The organism is Streptomyces sp. NPDC086989, assembly GCF_044745505.1.
GTDB lineage: Bacteria > Actinomycetota > Actinomycetes > Streptomycetales > Streptomycetaceae > Streptomyces.
On the sequence record NZ_JBIVAL010000013.1, the window covers coordinates 153893 to 166805 of the forward strand.

General features: G+C 75.3%; 12 protein-coding genes. 4 read left to right on the forward strand and 8 right to left on the reverse strand.

From position 1 onward, the window contains the following. Positions 1-16: 16 nt before the first annotated feature. From ACIPK4_RS28995 to ACIPK4_RS29010, 4 genes are all read right to left on the reverse strand, one after another. Positions 17-1228, reverse strand: a complete 1212-nt coding sequence (locus ACIPK4_RS28995) for an acyltransferase (protein WP_402317791.1) — start codon at positions 1226-1228, stop codon at positions 17-19. Continuing rightward, positions 1225-2283 (reverse strand): alpha/beta hydrolase, encoded by a 1059-nt coding sequence (locus ACIPK4_RS29000; RefSeq protein ID WP_402317794.1) that lies wholly within the window; start codon positions 2281-2283, stop codon positions 1225-1227. The genes ACIPK4_RS28995 and ACIPK4_RS29000 overlap by 4 nt, the downstream gene beginning before the upstream one ends. A gap of 208 nt (positions 2284-2491) precedes the next feature. After that, the gene (locus tag ACIPK4_RS29005) at positions 2492-3172 is read right to left on the reverse strand and encodes a response regulator (RefSeq protein ID WP_402317797.1); all 681 of its coding nucleotides are present in this window, start codon (positions 3170-3172) and stop codon (positions 2492-2494) included. Beyond that, positions 3169-4500, reverse strand: a complete 1332-nt coding sequence (locus ACIPK4_RS29010; RefSeq protein WP_402317800.1) for a sensor histidine kinase — start codon at positions 4498-4500, stop codon at positions 3169-3171. The genes ACIPK4_RS29005 and ACIPK4_RS29010 overlap by 4 nt, the downstream gene beginning before the upstream one ends. 84 nt (positions 4501-4584) lie before the next feature. Here ACIPK4_RS29010 and ACIPK4_RS29015 point away from each other — a divergent pair, with 84 nt between their 5' ends. The 3 genes from ACIPK4_RS29015 to ACIPK4_RS29025 all read left to right on the forward strand — a co-directional run bounded on the left by ACIPK4_RS29015 (position 4585) and on the right by ACIPK4_RS29025 (position 6532). After that, positions 4585-5532, forward strand: a complete 948-nt coding sequence (locus ACIPK4_RS29015) for an AEC family transporter (RefSeq protein WP_402317801.1) — start codon at positions 4585-4587, stop codon at positions 5530-5532. Further along, a complete protein-coding gene (locus ACIPK4_RS29020; RefSeq protein ID WP_402317804.1) occupies positions 5529-6071 on the forward strand; it encodes an HXXEE domain-containing protein in 543 nt (180 codons plus the stop codon). The genes ACIPK4_RS29015 and ACIPK4_RS29020 overlap by 4 nt, the downstream gene beginning before the upstream one ends. 65 nt (positions 6072-6136) lie before the next feature. Then, the gene (locus ACIPK4_RS29025; RefSeq protein WP_402317807.1) at positions 6137-6532 is read left to right on the forward strand and encodes a hypothetical protein; all 396 of its coding nucleotides are present in this window, start codon (positions 6137-6139) and stop codon (positions 6530-6532) included. Here ACIPK4_RS29025 and ACIPK4_RS29030 read toward each other — a convergent pair. After that, positions 6486-7451 (reverse strand): serine protease, encoded by a 966-nt coding sequence (locus tag ACIPK4_RS29030; protein ID WP_402317810.1) that lies wholly within the window; start codon positions 7449-7451, stop codon positions 6486-6488. The genes ACIPK4_RS29025 and ACIPK4_RS29030 overlap by 47 nt on opposite strands. Before the next feature lie 172 nt (positions 7452-7623). Next, the gene (locus ACIPK4_RS29035) at positions 7624-9135 is read right to left on the reverse strand and encodes an FAD-binding oxidoreductase (RefSeq protein ID WP_402317813.1); all 1512 of its coding nucleotides are present in this window, start codon (positions 9133-9135) and stop codon (positions 7624-7626) included. Between the two features lie 284 nt (positions 9136-9419). Between ACIPK4_RS29035 and ACIPK4_RS29040 the strand changes: the two genes are divergently transcribed. Further along, positions 9420-10574: a hypothetical protein gene (locus ACIPK4_RS29040; RefSeq protein ID WP_402317815.1), complete on the forward strand. Its 1155-nt coding sequence runs from the start codon at positions 9420-9422 to the stop codon at positions 10572-10574. 52 nt (positions 10575-10626) lie between these two features. Here the strand turns inward: ACIPK4_RS29040 and ACIPK4_RS29045 are convergent, their stop codons facing one another. Continuing rightward, entirely contained in the window at positions 10627-11283 is a 657-nt protein-coding gene (locus tag ACIPK4_RS29045; RefSeq protein ID WP_402317818.1) for a class I SAM-dependent DNA methyltransferase, read from the reverse strand. Positions 11284-11294: 11 nt separating this feature from the next. Further along, a complete protein-coding gene (locus ACIPK4_RS29050) occupies positions 11295-12845 on the reverse strand; it encodes an IucA/IucC family protein (protein ID WP_402317820.1) in 1551 nt (516 codons plus the stop codon). Positions 12846-12913: the final 68 nt, after the last annotated feature.

The following is a 12913-nucleotide window of genomic DNA, read 5'->3' on the forward strand; positions in this document are numbered from 1 at the left end:
AGTTCGACGACAGGGCCTAGGCCAGCCCCAGGGCGAACACGGCGAACCCGGCCGCCAGCACCCCCGCGAGGGTGCGCCGGACCGCCGTCGCCCTGGTCCACGGCTCCTCGAACCGGCGCGCGTACCGGGCGATGCCCACCAGCAGCACCGCGAACACCGGCATCCACGCCAGCCGCGCCGCGATCCAGGCGGGGCTGTCCGGCGCCGTCGTCAGACCCGCCAGCGCGCCCGCGAACGAACCCGGCACGGCCGCCGCCAGCATGGCCGTCTGGTGCCAGCACAGGATCGTCATCGCGCACAGGTTGATCACGACGACCGGGGCCCACAGCGCCGGGCGGGCCAGCAGCCTCGCCAGCCGGTCGCGCAGCAGCATCGCCGCCCCCGACTGCGCCGCGGCCAGGGCGAGCACCAGCAGCGACGGCGGGTGCGAGTTGGTGCGCGCCTCGCCCGGCACCCCCACCATCGACGCCGGGTAGTGGAACACCGTCAGCAGCGCCGCGAACAGCACCGTCCCGCCCACCAGGAGCAGCCAGGCGCCGCGGCGCCCGATCCGCCGCTCGCCCCAGTCCACGCCCAGCTGGTACGCGAACAGCCAGCCCGGCAGGATGTTCACCACCGCCAGCCAGGACGGCACCGAGCCGGCGAACGGCCCGTACCGCAGGAAGTCCACGACCGCGACCGAGGCGAGCAGCGGGGCAGCCGCCCAGCCGCCGAGGCGGTGCGCCGCCCACACGCAGTACGGGGTCAGGGCGGTCACCACCACGTACACCCCGACGAACCACAGCGGTTGGACCACCAGCGTGGCCCCCGTCCGCAGCGTGGTCTCCGGCACCCCCGCCGCGTACAGCACCGGCGCGGCCAGCGCCCACACGGCCGTGACGCCGAGCACCGGCCGCCCCAGCCGGGCGACCCTGCCCGTCAGCCAGGTCCCGGCGGAGCCCGTGCGGCGGTGGTAGGAGAGCACGGAGGCGTACCCGCCGACCAGGAAGAAGACGCCGAGCATCTGGAGCACCCAGCTCGCCGGGGCGAGTGCGCCGAACGCGGACAGCGGGCTGGCGTTGTGCAGGCCGCCGTCCGCGTCGAGGGTGAACCCGCCGAGCAGCCAGTGCCCGGTGGGCACGGCCAGCAGGGCCAGGGCGCGCAGCCCGTCGACGGCCCGGTCGCGGTGGGCGGGGGTCTGCCGCTCGATCCGGTCGGCCGTCCGCCGGAGCAGGGTCGGGGAACTCATCGGACGGGAAGGCATCGGACCTCGCCCTTCGCGATCGCGGCGAAGGCCGCCAGGGACCGGGTGCCGGGTACGAGGTAGCCGGTGTGGCCGTGCACGTCACCGGCGGGCACCGCGCGGGCGCCGAAGGCGGGGGAGGCCGGATCGGCGCCGTGGCCGAGCCCGGCGAGCCGCACGTTCGGCACGTCGGCGATCCAGTCGGAGGGCCCCCGGGCAGCCCAGACCCGGGCCCGGGTGTGCAGGCCGGCGACGGTGTCGGCGTGCATGCCGGGGGATCCGAACACGACGAGGTCGGTCGCGTCCGTACGCCGGGCCGCCAGGCCCCCGACCACCGAGCCGTAGCTGTGGCAGAACAGCACCGGGTCGGGTGCGCCGACCGCGTCGAGTCCCTCCGTGAACCGGACCAGCCGGTCCGCGCCCGCCTCGGCGAGCCGCCCCGAGGCCGCGTCCAGGCCGACCCCGACGGGGGTGGTGTAGCCGGTCCAAGCGATCACCGCGGTGTCCTCGCCGGCCGCGGCGCGCAGCGACCGGGCCATTCCGGCCGGGCCGGTGGCCGGCGCGCGCTTCGCGTCGTACGTGGTGGCGTCGCTGTCCGAACCCGGTACGACCACCGATACGTGGGCGGCCCGCCCCAGATCCCCGAACACCTCGACGACCTGGCCCCGCCCGCGCGGATCGAAGGCGAGGATCCGGCGCCCCGGCGAGGCGAGCGAGGCGTAGCGCGCCTCGCCGGTCGCCAGGATGGCCAGCCGGTTGGCCTCGTACCGGAGGGTGACGGGGGCGCCGTCGAGGTTGCCCACCGTCAGCGGATGGCGCCGTACGAGCTCCCGGCGCTCCGCGTCGTCCAGCCCGGCGAAGAACCGGGCCACCTCGTGCGGCGGGGTGCCGGCCGGGTCGGGCAGCGGCCGTCCGGCCGCGGTGTCGGCCCGCCAGGCGGCGGCGCCCGGCGGCGGCCCGGTGACCGCCTGAGCACTGTCGCCGACAGCCCATCCCGCGGTCCCCCCGACCACGGCCAGGGCCAGGGCGGCCGCGGCCAGGGTCCTTCCGAAGCGGCGCATGCCCCTTCTCCTCTCCTCGGGACGGGGTGGGGGTGCCACCCCCACCCCGTCGCAGACAGGGGGAGAAGGTAGGAAGGAGGTCCCGCACCGGACGTCGGACCGCGGAGCCAAGTCGGATGTCATACCCCGGTAGGGGGTGGTGGAGGAGAGCCGGCGCGTCCGGGGGTGGAGGAGAGCCGGTGCGTCCGGGGTGGAGAGAGCCGGCGCGTCAGACGCCGTCGCCGGGGCGGACCAGGCCGGCCTCGTAGGCGAAGATCACCGCCTGGGCCCGGTCGCGCAGGTCCAGCTTGGCCAGCACCCGTCCGATGTGCGTCTTCACCGTCTGCTCCGCCAGCACCAGGTGGCCGGCGATCTCCTGGTTCGACAGGCCGCGCGCGATCAGTTCCAGCACCTCGGTCTCCCGCGGGGTCAGCCCGTTCAGCCGCAGCGCCGGGTCCTTGCGCGGGGCCGGCCGCTGCTGGACGAAGTCCGCGATCAGCCGCCGGGTCACCGAGGGCGCGAGCAGGGCCTCGCCCGACGCGACCACCCGGACCGCCGCGATCAGGTCGGCGGGCGGCGCGTCCTTCAGCAGGAACCCGGAGGCGCCCGCCCGCAGCGCCTCGTACACGTAGTCGTCGATGTCGAAGGTGGTCAGCATCAGCACCTTCGGCCGGTGGACGACCCCCGGCGGCGGGCTGAGCAGTTCCCGGGCCGCAGCCAGGCCGTCCATCTCCGGCATGCGCACGTCCATCAGCACCACGTCGGGGTGCACGGTGCGCGAGACCTGCACCCCCTGCCGCCCGTCGGGGGCCTCGCCCACCACGTCGATGTCGGCCTGCGCCGACAGCAGGGCGGCGAACCCCGCGCGCACCATGGCCTGGTCGTCGACGATGATCACACGGATGGTCAACTGGCTTCCTCGCTGGCGTCGTTCAGGGGCAGGCGGGCCGCGACCCGGAAGCCGCCGTCGGGCAGCGGACCGGTGTCCAGCGTTCCGCCGGTCAACCGTACGCGCTCCTGCATGCCGACCAGCCCGTGCCCGGTGCCCGAACTCTCCAGGGCGCGTGCGGCGTCCCGCGCCGCCGGGCCGTTGACCACCAGCACGAGCACCTCCGAGGTGTCGTGCGTCACCGACACCCGGGTCTCGGCGCCCGGCGCGTGCCGCACCACGTTGGCCAGCGCCTCCTGCACGATCCGGTACGCCGACAGGTCCACGGCCGGCGGCGCCGCCCGCTCCGCCCCGGCGGCGAGCGACAACTCCACCGGCTGCCCGGCCCGTACGGTCGCCTCCACCAGCTGCTGGATCCGGCCGATGCCCGGCTGTGGGGCCAGCTCGCCGGCGCCGCCGGCCTCGCCGTTCGTCCCGTCGCCGCGCAGCACCGTCAGCAGCCGCCGCATCTCGCTCAGCGACTCGCGCGCACTGGCCGCGATCGCCGTGAACTCCTCCTGTACGGGCCCGGGCATGCCGGGCAGTCGGTACGGCGCGGAATCGGCCTGCACGGTGATCACCGACATGTGGTGGGCGACCACGTCGTGCAACTCCCGGGCGATCCGCGCCCGCTCCTCCAGCAGGGTCCGCCGGGCCCGCTCGGCCTCGTTGACGCTCTCCTGCTCCGCGACCCGCGCCTGCGCGTCGCCGATCCGGCGCAGCGCCCCCGTCACGGCGAGGAAGCTGCCGCTCAGTACGAAGAGCAGCGCGGCCGTGGTGGTCACCCCGTCGGGCTCGTAGAAGCCCAGCACCACACCGACGGCGCCCGTCACCAGCCACACCCCGACCAGGGTCCGGACGGACGCGCGCAGTCCCAGGCAGATCATCAGGACCAGGTACCCGACGATGCTCATCGGGGTCCACGGCCAGGCGTGCCCGGCCACCTCGTCGGCGTGGGCCAGCACCACCGCGCCGACCGTGTCCGCGACCAGGACCAGGGCCCAGGCGGGCACCGGCCGCGTCACCGCCAGCAGCAGCGGCACGGTCTGGGCCACGCCCAGCGCGCCCGCCCAGCCGCCGCCGGCCTTGTAGTCGTTGGTCAGCACGGCGATGGTCGCCGGCAGCAGCGACACCACGAAGACGCCGACGACGACGTAGGGCAGCATCCGCTGCCAGGCCTTGGGCGCCTGTGCGAACAGCGGCTCCGCCGTCCGGGCGGGAGTGCGCAGCACCGCCGTGAACCGCACCGGCGCCCGCGGCCCCTGCGCGGCGGCCGGCGTACCGGCACGGGCTTCGTCCTGATTGCTCATGGTCGGACCAGCCTATGCGCCCGCAGGCCCCCGGAGCGGGCGGGAGTAGGCTGCACGCCGTCGATCAAGGGGGATCACGTCCACATGGGCACGGCCGCAGCGCTCGAAAAACTCGTCCCGGTACTGCTGGCCTTCGGCGGCGGCGTGCTGCTCGCCCGCCGCAAGACCGTCCCGGCCGAGGCCTCCAAGGTGTTCGCCGACTACGCCTTCCTCTTCGCCGTCCCCTGCTACCTCTTCGGCAACATCTACAAGAGCGACCTCGGAGCACTCTTCAACTGGCGGGCGATCGGCGCCTACGCCGCGGCCGCCGCCCTCGCGGTGCTCGCCATCGCCTCCGCGTCGGCCGCCCGCGGCCTTCGGGAGCCGCGCGACGTGGCGCTGCGCGTGATGGCCGGGGTGCAGGTGAACACGGCCTATTTCGCCGTCCCCGTGTTCATCACCGTCTTCGGCACGGCCGCACCGATCTTCCCCGTCCTGCTCTTCCAGGTCTGCGTGCTCTCCCTCGTCGTCATCTCCATCATGGAACTGGGCCGTGCCGCAGCGGGCACGGGAGGCCCCGGACAGCGGCTCTCGCGGGCCGTCGCCGCCTCGCTCGCCACGCCCGTGGTGCTGTCCTGCAACGCCGGAATCCTGCTCAACCTCCTCTCCGTGCACCTGCCGGACGTGGTCCTGGACGGGGCCGCCTTCGTCGGCGACAGCGCCTCGCCGATCGCCCTGTTCGCCCTCGGCCTGCACCTGGGCGGTACGGGGCTTGACGTCCGCGGCACCTCCCGCGAGGAGCTGGCCCTCATCGCCTTCAAGTGCCTGGCCTTCCCCCTGCTGGCCTGGGTGGTGTGCGGGGTGCTGTTCGGCGTACGGGGGCAGTGGCTGACGTACCTCGTCCTGATCGCCGCGATGCCCACCCCGCAGAACCTGTTCGTCTTCGCCCAGCGCTACGAGGTCGGCGTGGACCTGTCCGCCTCCCTGGTGATCAAGAGTTCGGTCGTGTCGCTGCTGTTGCTCCCCGTCTGGCTGCAGACTGTGGCCTCATGAGCACACCGATACGAACTGCCGCCACCGAAGCCGCCGTTGCCGCCACCGGATGGGGGCTGCTGGCCGCCTGGGCCTTGCACGACCTGGAGGAGGTGGCGACCGTGGGACGCTGGGCCCGCACCCGGGTCCCCGTACTGCGCGAACGCCACCCCCGCGTCCCCGACCGCGTCTGGGACCTGCTGGGCAGCACAGACGGACGGCAGTTCGCCCGCGCCGTCGGAGTGATGGCCGTCATCGTGGCCGCGGCGGCCGCCGACGGGCATCGCACCGGCGGCCGGTCCGCCTTCTACCAGGCCAGCCTGAACGGCTTCGGCCTGCACGGCCTCGTCCACCTCGGGCAGGCGGCCGCCACCCGCGGTTACACCCCGGGCGTGGTCACCTCACCGCTCCTCGTCGTCCCCTTCACCCTCTGGGCCCGCGGCCAGCTGCGTCGCGCCGGCGTGCTGCGGCCGGTGGGGGTGCGGGACGCCGTGCAGGGGCTGGCCCTCGCCGCCGTGGCCGCCGCGGGCTCGCAGGCGGTGGCCCGGCGCCTCGGATGAGCCTCGCCCGGTGAACCGACGGCACGGTGGTCGTTCCCCGCAGCGGTCTCGGTCGTTGACCCGGCATGGAGCTGCTGCCGACCATCGCGGCGCCGGGTGTCGGTGAACGGGCCGACGCCGTGGCCGATGCCGCCTGCCACCTCTACGACGCCGTCGCGCCCTGGAGCGCCGCCGGGCCCGGCGGGTGGAGCCGCACGGCCGCCGAGGACGCCGCCGAGACCATCGAGACCACCGCGCACGCGCTGGCGTACGCCCACCCGCGCGCGGAGGTCATCCTGGCGCCGGTGCACGCTGCCCTCGCAGACCTGCGCCGCCAGCTCGGTCTCCCGCCCGCCGATCAGCTGGGCGGCGCGGGGCCGCCGGCGGCCCCGCGCACGGTGGGTAACCCGCGGCGCACCCGGTGGGTGCGGGTCCTCACCCCGCCTTTGCCCCGGCAACCGCCTGCTCGTACAACTTCTTGACGTCCGCGCCGAAGTACGAGCTGTACGAGGTGTCGGCGGTGTCCCCGCCCGTCTTCCAGCCGCCGATCACGCCCACCACCTCCCCGGTCTCGGTCACCTTGTCGTAGTTCCTCAGGAAGGGGCCGCCGCTGGTCCCGCCGGGGTACCCGGTGCAGTCGATCCGCAGGAACGATCCCGGGATCCCCGGATCCTTGCTGGTGAACTTCGTCGTGCGGTTCACGCACAGCCGCGGACGCGCCGCCGACGCCGGATGGCCGATCAGCGACACCTTCGCGTGCTCGTAACCGGCGCCCGTGACCAGGCGGTTCCCGCCCACCACGTCCTCGACCGGGAACCCGTCGGCGTCCGGCCCGACCTGCGCGAACGCCACGTCGAGGGTGGCCCCCTTGTCGGCGCCCAGGGTCTTGTACCGCGAGTCGATCCACACCTTCGACCGCCCGTCGGCGGCGCGCAGCACCGGGAACATCCCGTACGGCTGAGGGTTGTCCGCCGTGTACAGCGGTACGAAGGCCACCTGGCGGGCGTCGGTGCCCAGCAGGCAGTGCGCCGCGCTGAGCACCAGGTTGCGGCCGGGGGAGGCGACCACGCTCGCGGTGCAGAAGTACGCGCCCCCGCCCTTCATCACGAACATCCGGCCGACGACCGGGATCCCGTCGAAGTCCTGCCCGGTGCCGGGGTCGGTGGCCGGAGCGGACGCCGGGGTCATGGGGGCGGCGGACGCCATCCGGTCGGCCGTCCAGAAGTTCTCCGCCTCGCGGGCGGACCACGTGGCGGGCGACTTGGCGGACCTCGCGGCGGACCCCGTCGCGGACCACCGGGCGGCCGGTGGCTGGGCGCTGCCGGCCTCGGCCACCGGCAGCGGCCCCGCGGGCAGCAGCAGGGCGGCCGTCGCCGCCGCCACGGTCAACGTACGTCGCATGTCGAGCTCCTCTGGTGCTGTGGCCGGAAGGGTGAGCCGGGTCGCGGTGTTCGGTGTGGTGCACCGCAGGGCGGAGGGTCACCGCTGGCACCGGACGCACTCGCGTGGTCCGGCAACGCGGCGGGGGGCCGTGCCGGGCGCCGTGACGCGGTGAACCCCTCCGGTCGCGGCACTAGACGGCCTGCGGGAAGCGGAACAGCCGCTCCGGGTCGTAGGCGCTCCGGACGGCTTCGAGGCGGGCGAGGTTGGGCCCGTAGTACGCCTCCCGCCAGGCGGGCAGTTTCGGATCGACGTAGTTCTGGTAGGCGCGGCCGCTCGCCCACGGGCGCAGGTCCTGCCACAGCCCGTCGAGCCAGCCCTGGTGCCGCGCCACCTCCGCGGGCGTCGCTGACACCGGCCAGTAGGCCAGGTACTGGGTGAGGAACGCGCTGTCGCGGTGCACGAACGCCGTGTCGGACGGCGCCGGCCGGTTCACGGCCCCGCCCAGCTCCCCGGAGAACTGCACCACCCCGAGGCCGCCGCCCGGCACGCTCCGCCCGTAGCGCCGCACCGCGGCCAGCACGGCCGCGATGCCGGCGTCCGGCAGCCCGGCGCCGCCCCAGAAGTCCGAGCGCCCGCCGTACGAATCCCGGCCGACCAGCCCCTCGGGGGTCCGGCCGGGCAGGGTCCCCGGCAGATGGCACTGCGCGGCGCTCTGCTCCGCGCAGCCCGACATGGCGCGCAGGGTCTCCTCGTGGCCGCGCACGACGACCCAGCTGTCCCGCAGCGGTCTGCCGACCAGATCGGACAGCCGGGTCAGCTGTCGGTCCAGCTCGGCGCGGCCGTCGAGGCACAGCACGCGCACGGCGGGGGCGGCCGCCGGACCGGCTTCCACGAGGAACTCGACCTGGCTCCAGAACGGTTCGGGCAGGGCCGTCAGCCAGCGCTGCCAGCCGCGCAGCAGGGCCGCGGAGTCGGCCTCGGCCCAGTGGAGTTCGGCGTATGCGCAGTCGCCGGCCGGGTGGGTGCGGAAGCGGAACTCGGTCACCACGCCGAAGTTGCCGCCCCCGCCGCCGCGCAGGGCCCAGAACAGCTCCGCGTTCCGGGTGGCGTCGGCCTCGCGCACGATCCCGTCCGGGGTGACCACGGTGACGCCGGTGAGCGCGTCGGAGGTGGTCCCGTACGCCCGCGAGGCCAGACCCAGCCCGCCGCCCAGGGTGAGCCCCGCGATCCCGACGGTGGGGCACAGCCCGGTCGGCAGGCCCAGGCCCCGCCCGGCGAGGGCCCGGTTGACGTCGCCGAGCCGGGCCCCGGCACCGATCCGCACGCCGCTCCCCTCGACGGCCAGCCCGGCCATCGCGCCGACGTCGACGACGAGCCCGCCGGCGCAGGTGGACCAGCCGGCGTAGCTGTGGCCCCCGGCGCGCGGGACCACCGGGACCGCGGAGCGGCGGGCGAAGTCCAGGCAGACGGCCACGTCGGCGGCGTGCGCGGGATAGGCCACCGCGCCGGGCGCGACCGCGTCGTACCGGGGCTGGAACGACTGCCGGGCCTCGGGGTAGTCGCGGTCGCCCGGCAGCACCACCCGCCCGTCGATCCCGCGGGCGAGCGCCGCCCAGTCGGGACCGCGGGCCCCGGCCACCCCGAAGGCGGCGAGGACGGCCGCGGGGGCGCTGCCCAGCAGGCGGCGGCGGTGGAGGCTCATCCCTCCTTCCTGCCATCGCCCGGCCCGATCACGGCGAAGGCGGGCCCACGGCGCCCCCGCTGCCCCCCGAACGGCCCAGACCCGCCCCGGTCCCGCAGGGCGAACCCCCGCCTCGCGCGCCGCCGCACGTGCCGCCTCGCGCCGCCGCACGCGCCGGAACCGGGTCCGGGCCGGCACAGTCGTGCTGCCCGCACATCAGGTCCGGGCAGCGCAAACGTCGTGGCCGGGGCGCGGATTCCGATCCGGTGGCTGCGACCGGGGCGGGAGGTGAGTACCGTCTGGACATGCAGATCGACGGAGCCGGCAGGCAGCAGCGGGGGCATGTTCTTCTGATAGCGGGCGACGCCGCCCTGCGGCGGCGGGCCGTTCAGGTCGCGCCCAGCGCGAATCTGGCCGCGCTCGGGGTACTGCCCGTGGCCGCGCTGCTGAACAGCCACGCCCCCAGTGACACCACGTACCTCGACGGCGCCCGGGATCCCAACACCGTGCTGATGCGGCTGCGCGCCGCCGCGGCGACCCCCGGGCCGCTGCTCGTCTACCTCTCCGGCCGGCTCACGCTCGACCGCCGCGGGCACCGCCTGCACCTCGCACTCGCCGGGACCACCGCCTCCACCGTCCGCTACACGGCGCTCCCGTGGGACTGGCTGGGGACCGAGCTCGGGGCGCGTCCCGGCGGGCCGACCACGGTGGTGCTCGACCTCGTCGCCGACAAAGCGGCCTGGCCGGTGCTGCAGGAGTACGGCACGCTGGCCGCGCCACCCTCCGCCGAGGTGTACGGGGTGGTCGTACCGCCCGCCTTCGCCGGCGGGGCGGACCGGGTGAGTTCGTACACCCGTCACTGGATCGACCAGCTGCGCCGCAGCCCCACCCGGCCCACCAACCTCCAGCTGCACGCCTTCGCCGTGGGAGCCGCCGCCCTGCCGCCCGGCACCCTCGTCCTGCCGGCGACCCGCGAACTCAGCGCACCCGCCCCGCAGGAACAGCAGGAGCAGCAGGAACAGCAGGAGCCGGTCCCGGTCGCGGACCCGCGGCCGCACATCCACGCCCTCGCCTCCGGCGGCCGGCACCAGGAGGCGGCCACCCTCGCCCAGGCCTGGGAGCAGCACGTCCTCCAGACCCACGGGTACACCTCGCCCGAGGCCACCCACTGGGCGGAGATCCGCGCCGACCTCGCCCGGATGGCCGGGAACTACCGGTCGGCGACGCAGCTGTGGATCAACGCCGGGCGCACCCGCCTGGAGCACCAGCCGCCGGACGCCCCCGAGGTCCTCGCGGCCGCGGCGGGCGCCCTCTACTGCTGGACCCAGCTCAAGGACCAGGCCGCGGCCCGCGACTCCGGCCCCGAACTCGTCCGGCTGCTCAGCGCCCTGCCGAGCCTCGAACCGAGACTCCTGCGGCTGACGCAGCAGCGGCTGGAGGTGCTGGAAGGGAGCCGCTAGCCGCTGGCCGCTGGCCGCTGGCCGCGAGCCGCTGTCCGGCGGCTCGCGGCCGTCAGCCCCGCTTGCGGGCCAGGACGAAGCCCTGGGGGGACTTCTCCTGGTCCGCGGGCTGCCGGATCAGGCGGGCGACCTCCTCCAGGCCGGCTCCGCCGAGCAGATCGGCCATCAGTTCCGGCGGGGTCCGGTACACGTCCAGCCCGACCGGGTGGCCGTACGCGTGCTCCAGCCGCAGCTTCTCGTCGCCCGCCTTGAACGCGATCAGCAGATGCCCGCCCGGCGCCAGCACCCGGGCGAACTCCGTGAACAGCGCGGGAAGTTCCCCCGGCGGGGTGTGCACCGTGGAGTACCAGGCCAGGACGCCGCCGAGCACCCCGTCGGCGATGTCCAGCGCCGCCATCGACCCCACCTCGAACCGCAGGCCCGGATAGCTGCGCCGGGCCACCGCGACCATCGCGGGGGACAGGTCGACGCCGAAGGTCCGTACGCCGAGCCCGTCCAGATGGGCCGTCACGCGCCCCGGGCCACAGCCCAGGTCCGCGACCGCGCGGGCCGCGCCGCCCCCGTCGGCGCGCACGCACTCGGCGAAGGCGGCCAGCATGGCCCGGTCCAGCGGCTTTCCGTCCAGCTCCGTGCCGAGGAGCCGGGCGTAGTCGACGGCGACGGCGTCGTAGGACGCCCGTACGGAACTGAGGTCCGAGGTCTCCTTCATGCCCTGTGACACTAGCCCGCCCGTCCCCGGCGCCCGCTCCCGGCCAGCGGATTGTCCAGTTCCGCCCACTGGTCTCCCGGGATCCCGGGGCTCAGCCGCATCAGCGTCAGGGCCTTGGCCGGCAGCGGCGAGGTCAGCAGCGCCTCGGTGTCGGCCGTCGCCGGGAGGCCGTCCGCCTGTGCCAGCGCCTGGCCGAGGGCCGCCGCCGAACCCGCCGTGGCCCCCAGGGCCCCGGTCACCAGGGAACCGAACAGTTTGCGCCGCAGTGCCGTCACGTCGTCGGTGACCAGCCGGCCCGCCAGGGGCGGTACCGGCAGGCCGTGCCGGGCGAGCCGCTCCGGGCTGATCCGGATGTCGGCGAGATCGCGGTAGACCAGCCGCAACGGTTCCCCCTCCGGGGACAGGACGACGAGGAGGTTCTGGCCATGGGCCTCCAGGGCCACCCCGAGGTCCAGCACCTCCAGGCACACCGAGAGCGCCAGCCGGGCGAACGCTTCCCGCCAGGCCGCCGAGCGTGCGAACGGCGCCCGGCCCAGGGCCGCCACCGGAACGACCCGCTCGCCCGCCGCGGCGTCCGCGTACACCTCGGGGGGCTCGCGCAGCACCGCCGTGAGATCCGGGCTGTGCGCGGTCGCGGCGCCCAGCGTGCGGGTGACGTGCAGCCGGCCGTCGAGCCGCTCGGACACGGCCTGCGCGAACGCGGACACCGCTGCCGCCGTCTCGACGGAGTAGACGGAGATGTCCCGGACGGACGAGGTCAGCCGGGTGCTCAGCGCCGTCTTCACATGGGCACCGCCCGCCACGGGCGCGAGCGTGCGCAACGCCATCAGCGGATGCGCCGCGAAGCCGGGGCGCAGTGCCCCGCCGCCCCGGCCCGTCTGCTTCAGGACGTGTTCGGCCTGCCACGGGTGCACCGGCAGCAGCAGCCGCCCACCGTCCCGCATTCCGGCCGGCCAGGCGCCCGTGACCAGGCATTCCCCGGCCGGTACGGCGACCAGCCCGAGCTCGACCACCGGCCGGTGCTCCGGCGCGTACGCGAGTTGCTCGGCCACCGAGAAACCGGGCCGGGAGCGGCAGTTCGGGTGGTAGGGATGGCCGTCGACCACGCGCTGCTCCCACTCCCGGGCGGTGAGCGGAGCGGCGTCGTCCGCCGCGGCCGGCTGCCCGGCCCGGGACAGGGCGAGCGAGGCCGTGCTGTCGTCCAGCTCGGTGGCGAAGGCATCCCCGTGCGGCACCCCCAGCGCCGCCATCAGCCGCCCGGCCTGCCGGTACGGGACTCCGTCGAGCAGGACCTCGAAGACGTACGGTTCGGTCGCGTACGGGTCCGGCAGCGGTCCCTCCAGCCGTCTGCCCCCGGACAGCAGCACCGTGAGCGCGCCGGGCTCCCGCTCGCGGCGCTCCACCCACGGCAGCGGTTCGCAGGCCAGCGCCCGCCAGAGCCGGGTCAGCACGGCGGCCCGGGCGCCGGCGAGCGCGGCCCCGTAAGCGGAACCGAGCGCGGGGCGCACCTCGGCCAGTTCTGCGGACACGGCCTGTTCGGCCGGGGAGGCGGGGAGGTTCATGCTGGGATGCAGGGCCCTGTTCCTCTCACGGGTGGCGTGATGATCACGTCATCATCGCGGATACTGAA